General features: G+C 54.0%; 15 protein-coding genes. 9 read left to right on the forward strand and 6 right to left on the reverse strand.

The features are described from left to right. Position 1 precedes the first annotated feature (1 nt). Positions 2 to 673 carry a GntR family transcriptional regulator gene (locus tag L1X57_RS01330; RefSeq protein ID WP_009722345.1) on the reverse strand — a complete coding sequence of 224 codons (672 nt, stop codon included), beginning with the start codon at positions 671 to 673 and terminating at the stop codon, positions 2 to 4. A gap of 190 nt (positions 674 to 863) precedes the next feature. On the opposite strand from L1X57_RS01330, the gene L1X57_RS01335 reads away from it, so the two are divergent. From L1X57_RS01335 to L1X57_RS01350, 4 genes are all read left to right on the forward strand, one after another. Then, entirely contained in the window at positions 864 to 1421 is a 558-nt protein-coding gene (locus L1X57_RS01335; protein ID WP_234667865.1) for a chromate transporter, read from the forward strand. Next, complete coding sequence (locus tag L1X57_RS01340) at positions 1418 to 1948, forward strand: chromate transporter (protein WP_009722342.1); 531 nt, start codon at positions 1418 to 1420, stop codon at positions 1946 to 1948. Before L1X57_RS01335 ends, L1X57_RS01340 begins: the two co-directional genes overlap by 4 nt. A 20-nt stretch (positions 1949 to 1968) precedes the next feature. After that, positions 1969 to 3576 carry a gamma-glutamyltransferase family protein gene (locus tag L1X57_RS01345; protein WP_009722341.1) on the forward strand — a complete coding sequence of 536 codons (1608 nt, stop codon included), beginning with the start codon at positions 1969 to 1971 and terminating at the stop codon, positions 3574 to 3576. 151 nt (positions 3577 to 3727) lie between these two features. Further along, positions 3728 to 5575, forward strand: coding sequence for an ABC transporter ATP-binding protein (locus L1X57_RS01350; RefSeq protein ID WP_039868684.1), 1848 nt, complete (start codon positions 3728 to 3730; stop codon positions 5573 to 5575). Positions 5576 to 5672: 97 nt separating this feature from the next. Here L1X57_RS01350 and arfA read toward each other — a convergent pair whose 3' ends face one another. From arfA to L1X57_RS01365, 3 genes are all read right to left on the reverse strand, one after another. Beyond that, positions 5673 to 5822, reverse strand: coding sequence for an alternative ribosome rescue factor ArfA (gene arfA, locus L1X57_RS01355; protein ID WP_009722339.1), 150 nt, complete (start codon positions 5820 to 5822; stop codon positions 5673 to 5675). Positions 5823 to 5983: 161 nt separating this feature from the next. Beyond that, entirely contained in the window at positions 5984 to 6883 is a 900-nt protein-coding gene (gene cobA, locus L1X57_RS01360) for a uroporphyrinogen-III C-methyltransferase (RefSeq protein WP_009722338.1), read from the reverse strand. Further along, the gene (locus tag L1X57_RS01365; RefSeq protein WP_009722337.1) at positions 6843 to 9581 is read right to left on the reverse strand and encodes a nitrate reductase; all 2739 of its coding nucleotides are present in this window, start codon (positions 9579 to 9581) and stop codon (positions 6843 to 6845) included. Before L1X57_RS01365 ends, cobA begins: the two co-directional genes overlap by 41 nt. A gap of 655 nt (positions 9582 to 10236) precedes the next feature. On the opposite strand from L1X57_RS01365, the gene L1X57_RS01370 reads away from it, so the two are divergent. From L1X57_RS01370 to nirD, 3 genes are all read left to right on the forward strand, one after another. Next, positions 10237 to 11625, forward strand: a complete 1389-nt coding sequence (locus tag L1X57_RS01370) for an NAD(P)/FAD-dependent oxidoreductase (RefSeq protein ID WP_234667867.1) — start codon at positions 10237 to 10239, stop codon at positions 11623 to 11625. A gap of 2 nt (positions 11626 to 11627) precedes the next feature. Further along, on the forward strand, positions 11628 to 14135 hold the full coding sequence (gene nirB, locus L1X57_RS01375) for a nitrite reductase large subunit NirB (protein ID WP_009722335.1): 2508 nt from the start codon (positions 11628 to 11630) through the stop codon (positions 14133 to 14135). A gap of 62 nt (positions 14136 to 14197) precedes the next feature. Further along, the gene (nirD, locus tag L1X57_RS01380) at positions 14198 to 14587 is read left to right on the forward strand and encodes a nitrite reductase small subunit NirD (protein ID WP_009722334.1); all 390 of its coding nucleotides are present in this window, start codon (positions 14198 to 14200) and stop codon (positions 14585 to 14587) included. A gap of 23 nt (positions 14588 to 14610) precedes the next feature. Here nirD and L1X57_RS01385 read toward each other — a convergent pair whose 3' ends face one another. Next, positions 14611 to 15498 carry a MurR/RpiR family transcriptional regulator gene (locus L1X57_RS01385; RefSeq protein ID WP_009722333.1) on the reverse strand — a complete coding sequence of 296 codons (888 nt, stop codon included), beginning with the start codon at positions 15496 to 15498 and terminating at the stop codon, positions 14611 to 14613. A gap of 188 nt (positions 15499 to 15686) precedes the next feature. On the opposite strand from L1X57_RS01385, the gene L1X57_RS01390 reads away from it, so the two are divergent. Further along, the gene (locus L1X57_RS01390; protein WP_009722332.1) at positions 15687 to 17012 is read left to right on the forward strand and encodes an aspartate aminotransferase family protein; all 1326 of its coding nucleotides are present in this window, start codon (positions 15687 to 15689) and stop codon (positions 17010 to 17012) included. Positions 17013 to 17044: 32 nt separating this feature from the next. Beyond that, positions 17045 to 17599 carry a carboxymuconolactone decarboxylase family protein gene (locus L1X57_RS01395; RefSeq protein WP_009722331.1) on the forward strand — a complete coding sequence of 185 codons (555 nt, stop codon included), beginning with the start codon at positions 17045 to 17047 and terminating at the stop codon, positions 17597 to 17599. A 291-nt stretch (positions 17600 to 17890) separates the two neighbouring features. On the opposite strand, the gene L1X57_RS01400 is transcribed toward L1X57_RS01395, so the two are convergent. Further along, positions 17891 to 18409, reverse strand: coding sequence for a GNAT family N-acetyltransferase (locus L1X57_RS01400; protein ID WP_009722330.1), 519 nt, complete (start codon positions 18407 to 18409; stop codon positions 17891 to 17893). Between the last annotated feature and the right edge of the window lie 78 nt (positions 18410 to 18487).

The following is an 18487-nucleotide window of genomic DNA, read 5'->3' on the forward strand; positions in this document are numbered from 1 at the left end:
TTCAGACATGCGACTGATATCGCGCCAGCGCCACTTCATAGGATTTGTGAATGTGCGCTTCCATTAGGGCGCGAGCCGCTTTGCCATCTCGGCTTAGCGCCAGTTCAACAAGTTCGTCATGCTGTTCATCTAACGCTTGGCGAACAGCGGGTATTTTGGGTCCCAAACGGCGATAGCGGTCAAACTGGTCGTGGAGCTGTTCGATAAATCGCAGCAACCAGACAGACCCACAAGGTGCTACCAGGGTGCGATGAAACTGAGTATGAAGCCGCTCCCACTCGTCAATTTTGTCGAGCGACATATCGGCTCGTTTTAAGCGATGCGCCGCTGCCAGCAGGTCGGCTTCCCATACCTCATCGCCATAAGCAATTGCCTGCTCTAGGGCCATCCCTTCCAGTTCTTTTCGCAAGCGGGCAATATCATCCAACTCCTCTCGTGATAGCTTTGGCACCCTAAAGCCGCGTTGGTTTTCTTGGATTAATAAGCCGTAAGCCGCCAATTTATTTAATGCTTCACGCAGCGGGCTTAACCCTACTTGGTAGTGCTCTTTGAGCGCATTAATGGCTAATTTTTCGCCTGCGGCAAAGCGGCCATCCACTAAATCTTTACGCAATGCATCATAAATAGGGCTAGAGGAGGCCGTACCAGTAGGAAGGGGTATGTGTTTGTTCACTCCATGCTCCTTTTGCGTATCCTTCGCGAACGCGGTAGTTAAGGAGATTCTATGACTAGCTGTTGACGCCCCACAACAGGCGCACCTATATTCTATTTTAGTCAAAATAATCGATTTTTTGCCACACAAACGATAGGTAGGCACGCCTGATGTTCTTAATTGAGATGTCTCCACTGTGGGCAGTGGGCACATGAAACAAACAGCGCTTTTTTGGGCGTTTTTCCGCGTTGGCATTTTTGGCTTCGGTGGTGGCCCAGCAATGATACCTCTGGTACGCGCTGAAGTCGTTACACGGTACCAGTGGTTAACCGATGAGGAGTTTGCCGATGTGTTAGCTATTGGCAATACGCTGCCGGGGCCTATCGCCACTAAAATGCCTGGCTATATCGGCTACCGAGTCGCGGGTGTCAGTGGCTGCGCAGCCGCTGTTATTGCCGTTATTCTGCCGATGATTGTTGCGATGATAGCGATGCTAGGCATTTTTAGTCGCTATCGTGACGTCGCCTGGATACGCGGCATGGGGCAGGCCGTCATTCCTGTCGTTATGGTCATGATGGGGCAGTTAGCGTGGGACTTCTTTGACAAATCCAACGCTGCCCTCGGCTGGTTAACTAGCACTCTCATGGCGTTAATCTCGGGCGGTTTAATCTACTGGCTAGGTGTGCATCCGGGCTGGGTGATTGGTGCCATCCTGCTAACAGCCTTGCTGCGCCCTGCGGGTGAAAAACGCGTGGAAGACTCGGCATGATCTACTGGGAGCTTTTCTTAGCGTTTTTCATTCCTAACATTATTGGCTACGGCGGCGGCCCAGCAATTATTCCTCTTGTTGAAGCCGAAGTGGTTGGCCGTTATGGCTGGATGACCTCTCAAGAGTTCGCCGAAACCCTGGCCTTGGGTAACGCCCTCCCCAGCCCTATTGCTACTAAAATGGCGGGCTACGTCGGCTATGACGTCGCTGGCATTGGCGGAGCATTTGTGGCCGTTTCAGCAACGGTGATTCCCTCTTTACTGCTGATGATTGGGGCGCTGGGGCTGCTTTATCGCCACCGCAACTCTCCGCGTGTCAAACGCATGAGCCAGTGGGTTCGTCCGGTAATCGCCATGATGATGGCATGGCTAACCCTTGGTTTTTTCATGGAAAGCATCAACAGCAGTGGCATGCTGCATACCTTTTTACTGGGGGGTGTCGCAGCGGTTGCCTTAGTGCGCTTTAACATTCACCCCGCGTTTGTTGTTATCGGCGCATTAGTTTACGGCGCTCTTTTTATTAGCTAACAAAAAATACGGGGACTCGTATGTATAACAATGCACTCTACTACCCTAACGCTTCTCGCCGGATGGCGACGTTTGGCAAACGCGGCATGGTTGCGACGTCCCAACCGTTGGCTGCCCAGGTCGGTATTAGCATTTTACAGCAGGGTGGTAACGCGATTGACGCTGCCATCGCCACAGCAGCGGCGCTCACCGTGGTGGAGCCGACCTCCAACGGCATTGGCAGCGATGCTTTCGCCATTGTATGGGTGAATGGCAAACTACACGGACTCAACGCCAGTGGCCCAGCCCCTCAAGCAGCGACCATTGAGGCAATAAAAGCACTGGGCCATGACACGATACCCAACCACGGCATGCTGCCAGTGACCGTACCTGGAGCCCCCGCCGCCTGGGCGATGCTTTCTGAGCGCTTTGGTAAGTTACCGTTTGCACAGTTGCTAGCCCCAGCCATTGCCTTGGCGGAAGAAGGCTTTGCGGTGACGCCCGTTATTCATCAAATGTGGCAAGAAGCTTTCACTACCTACTCAGCTTATAGTGAAGCTGCTTTCAAGCCCTGGTTCGATACGTTCGCGCCAAAAGGTCGCGCTCCACGCCCGGATGAGATGTGGTCATCGCCTGATCACGCTAACAGCTTAAACGCTATCGCCAACACCAAGGCCGAAGCCTTTTATAAAGGCGAACTGGCAGACGCTATTGATGCGTTTTCCCAGAAACACGGCGGTTTATTGCGTAAAGAAGATCTTGCCGCCTATCAGCCGGAATGGGTAGATCCCATTAGCATTCGCTATAAAGGACACGACATTTGGGAGATTCCCCCCAACGGCAGCGGTATGATCGTGCTCCAAGCACTTGGTATGTTGGAACGTCTAGAAGCCTGCCCAGGTAACACCTTAGAAACTCTTCACCGCCGCATCGAAGCTACGAAACTGGCCTACATGGATGGTTTCAAACACATTACTGAGCGTGCTGACATGGCTCCTAGCATCGAGCAGATGCTAGATGATGGCTACTTAAAAGCGCGCGCCGCACTGATTGGCGAGCAGGCCGTTGATCCTGTCCATGGCAACCCCTTACAAGGCGGCACCGTGTATCTTGCGACCGCCGACAGCGACGGCAATATGGTGTCGTTTATCCAGAGTAATTTTAAAGGGTTTGGCTCTGGCATGGTGGTGCCAGGCACCGGCATTAGCCTACAAAACCGCGGCTGGTCGTTCTCCCTAGACCCAAAACATGCCAATGCATTAGCCCCCGGCAAACGCACCTATCACACCATTATTCCTGGGTTTATTACCAAAGATAACCAAGCAGTGGGGCCATTTGGCGTCATGGGCGGCTATATGCAGCCTCAAGGACAGCTGCAGGTAGTGACGGCCATGCTGGAAGATCACTTAAACCCGCAAGCCGCATTAGATATGCCCCGCTGGAAATGGACCAAAGGCACAACGGTTGAGGTTGAAGCCGATTTCCCCAACCATCTTGCCTTGGCGTTGGCGAGTCGCGGACATCACATTGTAAAAGTGGCTGATTCAATTAGCTTTGGCCGCGGTCAAATTATCCTGCGTGACCCTGACAGCGGTGTTCTGCAAGGGGGGACCGAACCACGCACTGATGGTGCGGTATTACCTCTTTAAACGTTCTGCTACCTGCCCTTAGCTCCACGTTGCAGCACCGACTTGGTTCACTTACTGCTGGGCAATTAACGCACTGCCCAGCAGTAGGCTAGCTATCAACGCCAAAGCATCGCATCATGGCAACCACTTTTATCGGTTATGTTGCTAATCAATGACGCCACCCCCTTCTGTACCCGCTCACTCCCCTTTCAGCGGATTTTTTAGCGTGTTCCGTTATAGCCGACGCGCGCTTGCGTTGGTGTGGGAAACTTCCCGCTGGATGATGCTTGGTTTAGCGTTATGTACCTTAGTCGCTGGGGTTTTGCCTGCCGTGGCCGCCTGGGTTGGTCAGTTGATTGTTGATGGCGTCGTGGCGGCAATGGACAGCTATCAGGCAGCGAATTCACCTAATCTGTGGGAAACGCTAACCCCGGTATTAGGTTTGGTGGCCCTGGAAGGGTTGATTATTGCGTTTATCGCCCTGGCTCAACGTGGGCTGGCTGCTCAGCAATCACTATTACGTGCGTTGCTAGGCCAGAAAGTCAACGTGATGATTTTAGAGAAGGCGGGCACCTTATCACTCAGCCAATTTGAAGACTCCGAACTGTACGACAAGCTCACTCGCGCCCGCCGCGAAGCATCCACCCGTCCGCTCGCCCTCGTCAATAAAACCTTTGGACTGCTACAGAACGCTATTTCGTTGGTCAGTTTCGGATTTCTCCTGGTGCAGTTTTCACCGTGGGCGCTATTGATCTTGGTAGTTGGAGCGTTACCGGTGTTTCTCTCAGAAGCGAAGTTTTCCGGCGATGCCTTTCGGCTATTTCGCTGGCGTTCACCGCAAACCCGTATGCAGATGTACCTGGAAACGGTATTGGCAAGGGAAGACAGTATTAAAGAAGTAAAGCTTTTCGGTTTAGAAGGCCTTTTTCTGCAGCGCTACCGAGATATTTTTACCCAGCTATTTGCCGAAGACCGACGGTTAACCCTGCGCAGAGAAAGCTGGGGATTTATCCTTGGCTTACTGGGCACGCTCACGTTTTATGCTGCTTATGGCTGGGTGGTGGTCGAAACGGTCGCTGGAGCACTCACCCTGGGTCAAATGACCATGTACTTAATGGTGTTTAAGCAAGGCCAAGGAGCGTTATCGGCAAGCCTGACAGCGGTCAGCGGTATGTACGAAGATAACCTTTACTTATCAAACCTCTACGAATACCTTGAGCAGCCAACGGACGCCGAAGAAGGCGATCTTTCCCAGGGCATAACGCCAGGAGATGGGCTGCGCTTTGAGCACGTCAGCTTCGCCTACCCAGGTGGCAGCGAAGTATTACACGATATTTCTTTGCATTTACCCCCTGGCAAAAGTATTGCACTCGTTGGCGAAAACGGCTCAGGTAAAACGACGCTAATTAAGCTATTAACGCGACTTTACCGTCCCACCAATGGGCGAATTCTGCTAGATGGCAGCGACCTTAATCACTGGAATACCCAGGCATTACGGGAACGGGTGGGCGTTATTTTCCAGGACTTTGTGCGCTATCAGCTTTCAGTAGGTGAAAACTTAGGTGTGGGTGATACGCATGCCTTTGGCGATGAGAAACGCTGGCAGCAAGCTGCTCACGATGGCATGGCGGATAGCTTTATCGACCGCATGCCACATGGCTACCAAACCCAGCTGGGACGCTGGTTTAAAAATGGCCAAGAGCTCTCCGGCGGCCAGTGGCAGAAAGTCGCGCTTTCGCGTGCTTATATGCGACACAATGCCGATATTTTGGTGCTAGATGAACCTACTGCAGCCATGGATGCCGCAGCAGAAGCAGAAGTATTCGCCCGCTTCCGCGAGCACAGCCGCGATAAAATGACGATTTTGATCTCTCACCGTTTTTCGACGGTGCGCAGCGCCGACCAGATCATTGTGATTGACCAGGGGAGAATTATTGAGCGCGGCACCCATGAAGAACTGCTAACAGTCAACGGAAGGTATGCTTCGTTATTTCATTTGCAGGCAGAAGGTTATCAATAAAAAAGCCGACCCAATAGGTCGGCCAAGCTGATGAGAGTTGCTCGGTAAAAAGGCCGAGCAATAAGATGCCTGGGGAAGGCATCGCCAAAACGCCTGGTTAAGCGGCTTGGCGATGCCCTCGCTCTGAGGCTTTACCTTTGCGGGAGTAGCTGCCTTTACCTTTTTTCGGTGTTTGCTGCTGCATTTTGAACATGGGCGTTCGCAGCTGCGCTTTCAGTGCGTTATCGCGTATCTTGCCTTTTTTCACGGTGTACTCCTCAGTCTTTGAAAAAACAGTCTTTGAAAAAACAGACATTAACAAACGCTTATCTGGCAGCGCAGTAGTTTGTCCTGCCCCTACTGTTGCCGCCATTCCTATTTGTTTAGCCGCTTCTACGACCAAATGAGATTGATCAAGTTCCCAATGCTTTACGATGACGTTTGATCACCATTGGTGGCCAGCGTGCTCGCGGCAGGACTGTCTGCCACCATGCTCACCACGCTGCCCACCATAATCAGGCATGGCGAGGGTAACGGTTGAGCAGCGAGTCGCGCGGGCATGTCCGCTAACGTGCCCACCAATGATTGCTGTTCGGGCTGGCTAGCATTGGCCACCAACATAATGGGCCACGTATCCGGCAGTCCCGCTTGGCGTAGGCCGTGGCAGATAGCGTCTACTTTGGAAAGTCCCATATAGAACACCAGGGTTTCATCCTGACGGGCAAGGTTGGTCCAGTCCGGCGTGCCGCCCTCCCGGCACAGTTGCGCCGTAATAAAGCGCAGCTGCTGGGCATGGCCACGATCAGTTAGCGGAATACCCATCCCCGCAGCGGCTGCCGAGGCAGCGGTAATGCCTGGTACTATTTCGGCTGATATTGAGGCATTTGCTAATGCTCCCAGCTCTTCGCCCATGCGCCCAAACACGCCTGGGTCGCCACCTTTCAAACGCACAACCGACTTACCTGCCTGGGCAAGCGATACGATCAGCGCACCTATCTCATCTTGAGGCACGCTATGATGCCCGCTTGCTTTTCCCACGTAATAGCGTTCGGTGCCTGGCGGTATCAGCCCCAGCACATCGTCACCCACTAAGCGGTCATAGACTACCGCATCGGCTTGCATTAACAGACGCGCTGCTTTCAAGGTGAGCAGTTCCATATCTCCACTGCCTGCACCGACTAAATACACTGTCCCAGAACGGCATTCGCCGCTAAGCGGAAGGCTTAAGCGCGTGGCTGATTCGCGGCCAAAGGGCGCTAACACCCGCTGGCTGAGGCGCATAAAGGCCTCAAGCCATTTCTGGGTGAGTTGTTTGCTTAGCGCACGCATTTGGACGCTCCTCTTCAAGTAATGATTTTAATTCTGGAATACAGCTGCCGCACTGAGTGCCGCAAGCCAGTCGGGCGCCGAGGGCTTCAACACTAATATCGCCCCCACGAATTGCCTTAATGATAGTGGTTTGTCCTACTTGATGACAGCTACACACCACGGGGCCCGCATCTACCGCACCATCATCGCAACCTGCCAGTAGCCGTTGGCGATGGTGAAGGTCTAGCGTCGCGTCGTTAAAGCGCGCCTCAAGCCAAGCAAACCCCGGTAATTCTTGCGGTGGCCCTACCATTAGCCACCAGCGTAACTGGCCATTCACTATTCCTGCTGCGCGCAGTCTGCCGCTACCACTATCTTCGCACCACAGCGACGCGGGTACATCGAGCCAAGATTCCACCGTTGCCAACCAATCGCTGACCGGTGCCCTATCAGCGAGCTGCCAGCGCTCGCAGTGACCCATAGGAATACGCGACCAATAAGTGTTTTCACACCAACTGGGGGTATCCGTACTGGTTTGGTCGTTGGCCACCAGCAACGTTGCTTGCCAATCAATGGGCAGATTCGTTAATGCCACTGCGCCCTGCTTGGTTTCTGGCTGGCCAGACACGGGGTCGGTATAGCCAGTGATCAGTGCGCCGCTTCGGCCCTGCTTTGTAAAGCAGTCGGTCCAGTGCATGGGCACAAACACTTCCCCTTGCCGCTGGGCGTTTGAAATACGTACTCGCCCACGGTACTCACCTTCAGCTGCCGTCAGCATCGCAAGCCCTTGGTCAGCTACGCCCGCGTTGGCCGCATCCACAGGGTGCAGTTCAATAAACGGCTCTGCCCGATGATTCATTAACCGCGGCGCTCTGGCGGTGCGGGTCATGGTGTGCCATTGATCGCGTACGCGCCCAGTATTCAGTCGCAGCGGATAGGTCGAACTGAGCGCCTGTTCTGGCAGCCGCGGCGTAATCGGCAATAGTTTGGCTCGGCCATTGGCCGTGGCAAACACACCCTCTTCAAACAGCCTTGGTGTGCCCCGCGGCGCAGATTGATTAACCGGCCACTGAATCGGCGAGAGCGCATCATAAGCGGCCTGCCCTTTGCCTGCCAGTCCCGAAATATCAAACAACCGCTTGCTCGTGCCACTGTTTTCAAAACCGGAGAGCCGTGCGTGCTCGTCGAAAATTTCCCATGGATGGGAGTAACTAAACGCTTCAGCAAACCCCAAGCGTTTAGCAACTTCGCAGATAATCCACCAATCGTGTTGGGCTTCACCAGGCGGTGTCAGCATGCCGCGCTGGCGGGAGATTCGTCGTTCAGAATTGGTGACCGTCCCATCCTTTTCCGACCAACCTGACGCGGGTAGCACAATATCGGCATAGGGCAACAGATCAGTGTTAGCAACGCATTCCGATACAATTACCAGCGGACACGCTGCTAACGCGCGGCGTACCTTTGCTCCATCCGGCAGGCTAACGGCGGGGTTGGTTGCCATTACCCACAGCGCCGTAATCTCCCCACGGTCAATGGCATCAAACAGTTCAATCGCTTTATGGCCGGGAGCATCTGGCAGCGTAGGAATTAAATGTTCAGTGGCCCAAAAGCGGCTGACCAGATCAAGCGCACCGGGGGTATGGTAGTCCATATGCGCCGCCAGTTGATTGGCAAGCCCACCCACTTCTCGCCCGCCCATCGCATTAGGCTGGCCAGTGATTGAAAATGGCCCAGCACCCGGCAGGCCAAGTTTACCGCCTGCCAAGTGGCAATTAATGATGGCATTGCACTTATCGGTGCCGCTGGTGGATTGATTAACCCCTTGAGAATAGAGCGTGACAACATGCAGCTGGCTGGCAAACCAATAGTAAAAAGTTTCTAAGCGCTCGGGGTCGACGTCACAGGCTATTGCGACATCATTCACGCTGCTGGCACTCTGCTGAGCAGCGTTTAATGCCTCGCTAAACCCTTCGGTATGCCGTTCAAGGTAGAGGCTGTCTAGTCGACGGTGCGCCGACATCCACGCCAGCAGCCCGTTGAACAGATAAGCATCGCTGCCCGGTCGAATACCAAGATAAAGATCGGCAATTTCACAGCTATCGGTCACCCTAGGGTCGATGACCACCACACGCATCAATGGGTTGCGCTCTTTGGCAACTTTCAGGCGCTGATAAAGCACCGGATGATTCCAGGCCAGATTAGAGCCGACCAACACTACCAATTCCGCTTCTTCTAAATCTTCATAGCTACAGGGCACCGCGTCGGCGCCAAAAGCGCGCTTGTAGCCCGCCACCGCTGACGCCATACACAGCCGCGAATTGGTATCCAGATGCGGCGTGCCCAAAAAGCCTTTAAATAGCTTATTAGCCACATAGTAATCTTCCGTTAACAGCTGCCCCGAAAGATACGCGGCAACCGTATGATTGCCATGCGCGTTACGCTGCGCCTGTAAACGCCGTGCCGTTTCGGCTAACGCCTGCTCCCAGGAAACGTCTTTTCCATCCACCCGAGGGTGTTGCAAGCGGTCATTCGCGCCCAGTGTTTCATGCAGCGCCGTGCCTTTAACACACAAGCGCCCGTAGTTAGCAGGATGTTCACGATCTCCTTCCACAGCGATGACGTTGCCACTGTCTATCGTTGCTTTCACTCCGCAGCCAACGCCGCAATAGGGACACGTGGTGCGGATATCGCCTTCAGCGAGCCGATTAGCCTTTGGCATTGCGTTTTCCTCCGGCGTTAAAAAGCAAAAAGCGCCCAAGCGAGCTTCTCAAAAGAAGCCTGCCTGGACGCCGTTGTCACAGGGGCACCCACTTTGGTGCCATACTCATCAGTGGTTTGCTGCAGTTAGTGTTGTTCGTTGCGATTTGTCGTTGTGTTTTATTTGGCTAATACACTGCAATGAGCCGTTATTACTTGTTATCAACATTACTGCAATCAATAAGCCCAACTCCCTACAAAAAACAAAATAACATTCAAAAACAAAATCTTATAAAAACCACCAAATCATTTGATAGCACGTTCAACCCCCTCTGTTTGCCCACTAGCGTTCTATGACCGTGCGCAGCACTCGCCAAACGCACCAATAGTGTGCGCTTACTTATTTACTCAGGCGAGAGCTTGTGGGCACATCAAAAAACCAAGCATCTGATTAAAAAGGATTAATTCATATCAAGGGAGTAGCTGGCTAATTTTTTGCTGCGTATTAAGCATATGAGACAACTCGGCAGCCAACGGCGGTTGCACAGCGTGCTCATCGACGTGACTTAACGACGCTAACGGGCAACGACGCCCCTGACACACCTTTCTTAACGAAGGGCAGTGTCAGGGGCGTTTTTTTATTGCTCGACACACATGCTGAATGCAAGGAGCCACCTATGGAAACCACTTCCCGGTGCGCATCTATCGACCACCTAATTATCATTGGCAACGGCATGGCCAGCCATCGCCTAATTGAAGCGCTGGTGCGCCATCCACGGCGCCCAACGTGTATCACCGTTATTGGTGAAGAGCCTGTACCTGCCTATAACCGAATACTGCTTTCCCCCTTATTGGCGGGTGAGCTAGCCACCGATGCGCTTACTTTCCGTGACCAAGCATGGTACGCCAAACAGGGCATTACCCTACTTCTCGGCGAAAAAGTAGTAACGATTGATCGCGACAACTGCCGTATTACTACGGAGAGCGACCGCTGCCTGGATTACGATCACTTAGTGATCGCGACGGGTTCACGACCAACGATACCCAACGTTCCCGGCATTGAGCTAGCGGGCGTCCATAGCTTTCGCGATTTGCAAGACACCACCGCCCTAAAAGCCATCGCCCAACGTGGTGGTAATGCGGTCGTTATCGGCGGCGGCCTGCTGGGCTTGGAAGCCGCCGAAGGCCTGCGTAAGCGCAGCGAGCAGTCGTTCTCTCAAGAGCCTTCTCAAGAGCCTTTTCAAGAACTCTCTCAAAAGCTCTCGGTTAGCGTACTTCAACGCAGCGCGCGTTTAATGAATCGTCAGTTGGATGAAACCGCTGCCCAACTGCTGGAGAACACTCTGAGTAAGCGTGGTCTCCACATCGAAACAAACGCCTCGCTAGCTGCGCTGGAAGATAACGGCCACGGACACGTCCAGGCGGTCATGCTGAGCGATGGCCGCCGTTTACCCGCCGATAGTGTGATTGTCGCGGCGGGCATTACGCCCAATGTAGAGCTGGGGCAGCAAGCGGGGCTTCGCTGCGAACGTGCCATTGTGGTTGACGCGCACCTGACCACGTCTGACCCGCATATCGCAGCCCTGGGAGAGTGCTGCCAATTTGAGCAGCACACCTATGGACTAGTGGAGCCGATTTGGCATCAGGTTGACGTGTTAGCAGCCGTACTGTGTGGGGAATCCTCGGATGGTTATCAAGAAGCCCCTACTGCTACCAAGTTGAAAGTCAGCGGCGTAGCGCTCTTCGCATTTGGCCCTACCGAAGCAGGCCCCGAGCACGACGTACTGCGCTACCGCGACCCAGAAAGCGGCGACTACCGCCGCCTGCTACTCCGCGATGGCCAACTTGAAGGGGCGGTGCTCTACGGCGATACCCGCCACGGTCCTTGGTATTTCGAACAGGCATTGGCAAGTGCTGACCTTACGGCTTGCCGCCAAGCACTACTGTTTGGCCCTTGCGATGCCGAGGTACTGCAAACCGAGCACGCTGATAACGCGAACAGTCCTGCTTCCTCATCATCGTCTTCTCCATCCTCTTCTCATCCACCGACCTCAGAGGCGGCATAATCATGGCAACCCCAACAAAACTGATCATTATTGGTAACGGCATGGTCGGCCACCACTTGGCCGAGCAGCTAGTGGAGAGCGGTGCGCTTGAGCGTTTCGAAGTAACGATTTTTGGCGAAGAACGCCATCGCGCCTACGACCGCGTGCATCTTTCGGAGTACTTTAGCGGGCGCGACGCGGAGTCGCTGGCGCTATGCGAAGCCGATTACTACACCACCCATGGCATTACTTTGCGCAGCGGTGAGGCGGTCACTCGCATTGATCGCGAACAGCAAACCGTCATCACTGCCCAGGGCAGCTACCCGTATGACCAGCTCGTTCTGGCCACCGGCTCCTTCCCGTTTGTACCGCCTATTCCCGGCAACGACAGCGAAGGCTGTCTAGTCTATCGCACGCTGGATGACCTGGACGCCATTCAAGCAGCAGCAGAAAACGCTACGAACGGTGTGGTCGTTGGGGGTGGGTTACTTGGATTGGAAGCCGCCAATGCGCTACGCGACCTTAATCTAGATACTGCCGTGGTGGAGTTTGCTCCACGCTTGATGCCTATGCAGGTAGATAACGAAGGCGGTGAGCTACTCAAGGAAAAAATTGAAGCACTGGGCGTCCAGGTGCTTACCGAGCGAGCTACCCAGCGTATCGAACCTGGCGAGACCAGCCGCCTGCGCATGGTGTTCCAGGATGACAAAGTGCTGGAAACCGACCTGATTGTGTTTTCAGCAGGCATTCGTCCACAAGATACCTTGGCACGCGAATGCGGTTTAGACATTGGCGAGCGCGGCGGCGTGGTTATTGATGACCAATGCTGCACCAGCGACCCCGCCATTCTCGCCATTGGCGAAGTCGCGCTGTGGAACCAGAGTATTTTTGGTTTAGTCGCCCCTGGCTACCAAATGGCCAAAGCGGCGCTCTCCACCCTCACTGGCGGCGATACACACTTTAGCGGTGCCGACATGAGCACCAAGCTGAAGTTACTGGGCGTAGATGTGGGCTCTATCGGCGATGCCCATGGCACCCAAAACCCCGGTGCGCGAATGTTTCGCTATCTCGACCCGATCACCCAGGTGTATCGCAAGATGGTGGTAACCAGTGATGGTAAAAAGCTGCTGGGCGCAATGTTAGTCGGCGACAACGGCGCGTACGACACCCTCTTACAGTACTACGCCAACGGCATTGAGCTGCCCAAAGAGCCAGCCTCGTTGATTCTTCCCCAGCAGAGCGGAGCCGCCCCAGCGCTAGGCCCAGACGCGCTGCCGGAAACCGCGATGATTTGTTCATGCCATAACGTCACTAAAGGTAATATCTGCACCGCCATTGATGGCGGTGCCACTGACCTTGCCAACGTCAAAGGGGCGACCAAAGCCAGCACAGGCTGTGGTGGTTGCACCGCATTGCTCAAAAGCGTGGTCGACCACGAGCTAGAAGCCCGCGGCGTAGAAGTTGATAAATCGATTTGCGAGCACTTCGCCCATACCCGCCAGGAGCTTTACGATATTGTGCGCGTGGAAGGCATCAAAACCTTCAGAGAATTGATCGAAAAACACGGCAATCAAGACACCCACTGCCTGGGCTGCGATATCTGCAAGCCCGCTGTGGCGTCCATTCTAGCCTCCTGCTTTAACGAACCGATCACCGATGCTGCTCACGTGCCGCTGCAGGATACCAATGACACCTTTATGGCCAATATGCAGAAAAACGGTACCTACTCGGTGGTGCCGCGCATTGCAGGCGGTGAAATCACTCCCGATAAGTTAGTCGTGCTCGGGCAAGTGGCCCAGAAGTACCAGCTTTACACCAAAGTCACCGGCGGCCAGCGCATCGATCTGTTCGGCGCACGTTTAGAAGACCTCCCCGCTATCTGGGGCGAGCTCATTGAGGCAGGATTTGAAACCGGCCACGCCTATGGCAAATCACTACGCACGGTGAAGTCCTGTGTCGGCAGCACATGGTGTCGCTACGGCGTGCAGGACAGCGTCGGCATGGCCATCAAACTGGAAAATCGTTACAAAGGCCTGCGCGCGCCCCACAAAATTAAGTTTGGTGTTTCAGGCTGTACCCGGGAATGCGCCGAGGCTCAGAGCAAGGATATCGGTATTATCGCCACCGAAAACGGCTGGAACCTCTACGTGTGCGGTAACGGTGGCATGCGCCCTCGCCACGCTGAACTGTTTGCAACAGATCTTGATGACGAGCAGCTCTACCGCACTATTGACCGCTTCTTGATGTTTTATGTACGCACCGCCGACCGACTGCAGCGCACCTCCGTATGGCGCGAAAACCTCGACGGCGGCCTGGAGTACCTCAAAGAGGTGATTCTGGAAGACAGCTTAGCCATTAATAGCGAGCTGGAGCGGCAAATGCAGCATGTTGTCGATAGCTACCAGTGCGAATGGGCCAACGCCATTAGCGACCCAGACAAACTCAAACGCTTCCGTAGTTTCGTCAACGATGCGCGTCCCGACCCGTCAATCATTATGACGTCCGAGCGCGGCCAGCTACGTCCCGCTTAAACACTAATGCCCTGCTTAAACACTACATAATCGCAAACCAGACAACGTTAATGAGGTAACTGATGACCGCGACCGCACTCAAACACACCGTGAGCACTGACACCTGGCAGCCGCTCTGCGCTAAAGCTGACTTAGTGGCATTTTCCGGCGTCGCTGCTTGGTTGAACACGTCAGAAGGCCCTGCCCAAGTGGCCATTTTCTACTTACCGAGGCAGCGTTCCCAGGGACAGGAGAAAGAACTCTACGCCCTTGACCACTTTGATCCGTTTTCTAACGCTAACGTCATTGCCCGCGGCATTATCGGTGATGTTAAAGGCAACCTTGTGGTTGCCTCGCCACTCTATAAGCAGCATTTTCGCCTTGAAGATGGCCAATGCTTAGAGGATGAGGACGTCAAGCTGCGTACCTGGAAAGTCGCGTTTAGGGGCGAGGAGGTATGGGTGCAGGGGTAACTGACAGCTGCTTTACGATGACGTCACTCCCGTCGAGGAATAGCGCTCGCGTAGGTATTCAAGCTCAAAAAATGCTCATCTGCCCGCTGCAACGCATCGAGTGCCTGTGACCGATCATCTTCTGCCAATAAGGTGCACAGTACTTCGGAGATGGCTAAGGCGGGCGTTAACGTATGGAAAAAGCTGTCGCTTTCCGTGGGGCAAAAAATCGTCTGCTTTGACATCCCTACCAGTGGCGATACTTCACTATCGGTGATCGACAGAATCGTCAGCCCCTTGTCTTTTGCCAACTGCGTCAGTTCCAGTGTCGCTACTGCGTAAGGTTTGACGGAGACAACCAGCAAGGCATCTTCGGGCGTGGCACGAATTAGCGCATCGCCGCCGGTTCCCGCCGGTCCATCTAAGTGGACCGAGCGCTCCCCCAGCAGTGACATGACGTAATGGAAATGCCACGCCACGGAGTGACATGAACGCAAGCCTAGCACATACACTTTTCTTGCTGATTTCAGCGTGTTAGCGATGGCTTCCAACCGTTGCAGTGAGTCAGGCTCACAGAGCCGAGTAATCTGAGCACTCAGCCCATGCAGCATATGCGCGGCGATATTGCCGTTGGCCGAGGCTCTAGCCCCCTCGTTTCGCTGGCGAACCTTAGCGGCAAAGCCATCACTTCCCCGCCGCAGCGCTGCCACATAATGCTCGCGGATATCATCATATCCTTGCTTCCCCAGGAACTTTGCAAGACGCGTCATGGTGGCAGGCTGCACCGCCGCATGGCGCGCCAGCTCGCGCATAGAAACCAGTGCCACCTCATCCGGGTGTTCCAGCACGTAGCGGGCAGCCTGCTGAAGCTGCGGCGACATGGCATCGTACTGGGCGATAATCTGTTCCCTTAAAGGGTCGCGCTGCGGCATGCGTGTTGCCTCTTATACGGCTTGTTAAAACGGCAGCCGATTTAAACGTTACTGTTCTAAAAAAACAATGATCTACATGTTTTAACATCAAACATAATGATTCAATTGTTGCATTTGTTAATGAGGTTGTGCCAATCTCCTCATCATGGCGTGCTCACATCGCTTGGTGACCATAAGGAACAGCTTCCATGACTCGTATTCTTCATCGCAGTATCGGCCCAACACTCCCTCATGCCGCGTCGGCGCAAGGCGTCTACATTACAGACACTGCTGGGCGCCGATACTTAGATGCCTCGGGTGGCGCTGCGGTCACCAGCGTTGGTCACGCCCATCCGGAAGTGCTGGCGGCGATGCGCGCTCAAATTGATAACCTCTGCTACGCACACACCTCGTTTTTCACCACCGATGCTGCCGAAGCACTTGCCGAGAAGCTCGTCAACTTAGCACCTGAAGGCTTGAATTACGTCTATCTGGTGTCAGGCGGATCAGAGGCCGTTGAAGCGGCGCTGAAGATGGCACGGCAGTACTTCGTGGAAATTGGCGCCCCACAGCGTAGGCACATCATTGCCAGGCGCCAGAGTTACCATGGCAACACGATTGGTGCGTTGGCAACCGGTGGCAATGCGATGCGGCGTAAGCAGTTTCAGCCCATTCTGCCAGAAACTCATCATGTATCCCCCTGCTATGCCTATCGCGAGAAAGGCCCCGATGAGTCGCCTGAGGCGTACGCTATTCGGCTTGCCGACGAACTCGAAGCAAAAATTCTGGAACTTGGCCCTGAAGAAGTGATGGCGTTCGTTGCCGAACCCGTCGTAGGCGCCACCCTCGGTGCTGTCGCCTCTGTCGCTGATTACTTTAAACGTGTGCGTGCGATATGCGACAAATATGGCGTGCTATTGATCCTCGACGAAGTGATGTGCGGCATGGGTCGCACCGGCACTGTCTTCGCCTGCGAGCAAGACGACGTCACACCGGATATCGTCACCATAGCCAAAGGCTTGGGCGGGGGTTATCAGCCGATCGGCGCGGTGATGCTGTCCGGCAAAATTTACGACAGCTTCGCCAACGGTTCTGGCCTGTTCCAACACGGGCATACTTACATCGGCCACCCTGTTGCCGCGGCAACTGCTAACAAAGTGGTTGAAATCATTGCGCGCCCCGAGACACTTGCCAATGTAAACGCCATGGGCGCGAGATTACAAAGCGGTTTGGAAGCCGTTCTCGGTGCATCCCCTTATGTCGGCGACATCCGGGGAAGAGGGCTGTTTCGCGGTATCGAGCTGGTGGCGGACCGGGACACTAAAACACCTTTCGACCCGAGCCGAAAAATTCACGCCAAGATTAAGCGACAAGCCATGGCTCGTGGGCTAATCAGCTACCCTATGGGCGGCACGATTGATGGCATTCACGGTGACCATATCCTGCTGGCACCGCCCTATATTATTGAAGCCGATGATGTCGACCTAATCATTGAGCGCATTGCCGACGCCATCAACGCCGCCATCGCCGAGTGATGTCACGCACCCTATCTGAATGGAGCTCACCCATGACGCCCTCTCCCTGTCCGCCTATTGCTGATGCCGATTGGCCAAACGAAATCGCTGAATTACGCGAAGACTTTGCCGGTGCTCTCAATGTCTATCGCACCATGGCTCATCACCCGGATTTACTCAAAGCCTGGGCACCTTTGCGCCAGCATGTTGTTAAGGAAAATGCCTTAGGGCCAGAATTAACCGAGGTGGTGATTCTACGCGCGGGCTTGCGCATGGGGTCACGCTACGAATGGGCTCATCATGTTAGCCGGGCGCTCGCTCTCGGGTTCTCCACGACTCGGATCGATGCCATTCGAACTCGCCCCGAAGGCGTTGATGGTCTTATCGTCGACGCGGTGGATGCATTGTTTGACCAGCGAATGCTGTCCACTGAGCAAGAAGCAGAGTTAGCAGACGCCATCGGACGTAAGGCCGTTATCGACCTGATTGCTATGGTAGGGTTCTATTCGGTGTTGGGCTACCTGCTCAAGACTTACGACACACCGGTCGACGACAACATTCAAAAAGAAGCGGAAAAAATGCCAGCGCTATTTTCATTAACTTCGTAGGCATTCCTGTCCCTGGTGCAGGCTTCAACCTATCCCAGGGCAGACCATTAAGTACTTATGCATACGTTTGCGAGGATTCAGGTCTCATTAAATCAGTGGCTGCCCATGATCAGTGCCCACTTAATTTTATTCAGGCACTCAAGGCTCATCATCCAATGTAGGAGGCCGCTTTTAGCGGGCGATGGCGGCGTAGCCACCCTTGCTATAACTAGGTAAATCAGTTGAATCATCGTCGAAGTGTCGAACCAAAGCTAAAGCCCTATCTCACAACAATACATTTGTTTCTAAACACTACACATCTGTTTTTTGCATCACCACGCAGTCAAGCTTCCGCCCTGCTGCTACCGAATACTCAGGTAGCTTTTCCATTACTTCGAACCCAGCTTTTTTCAGTACCCGCTGTGAAGCGTGATTGTCTAAAGAAACAGTCGCCGTGAGCGTATTAATTTGGTAAATGCAACGAGCTTCGCTAATAAGATGGTTCAATGCCTTTTGCGCCAGCCCATTACCACTCGCATGTTGGGCTATCCGATACCCCACCTTAGCGTAACCATTCTCTATCTCACGTAGGTTGGCGCGCCCAACTATCGCACCTCGATGTTGGATAATAAGCGGTCTCATACGTCCTCGGGCATTTAACGCCAAGCACTCATTAATATGCTGGCGAATACCTTCAGGCGTGTAGAAGTGTTCCGCTCTGGCCTCTATATGCTGCTCAAACCATACCCGCTCGGCTACCTCAAACTGAAGCAGTTCAGCAGCGTCTTGCTGGGCAATGAGCTGAAAAGCTATATCCTTAGCGTGACGCATAAGCACGTTTCTCCCTGGGTGCTAAGTTGGTCGATCAGAGGCTATTTCTATAGGCTCAGGGTAAACAAATCACTGACA

This window comes from Halomonas sp. TD01, assembly GCF_923868895.1.
Lineage (GTDB): Bacteria > Pseudomonadota > Gammaproteobacteria > Pseudomonadales > Halomonadaceae > Vreelandella.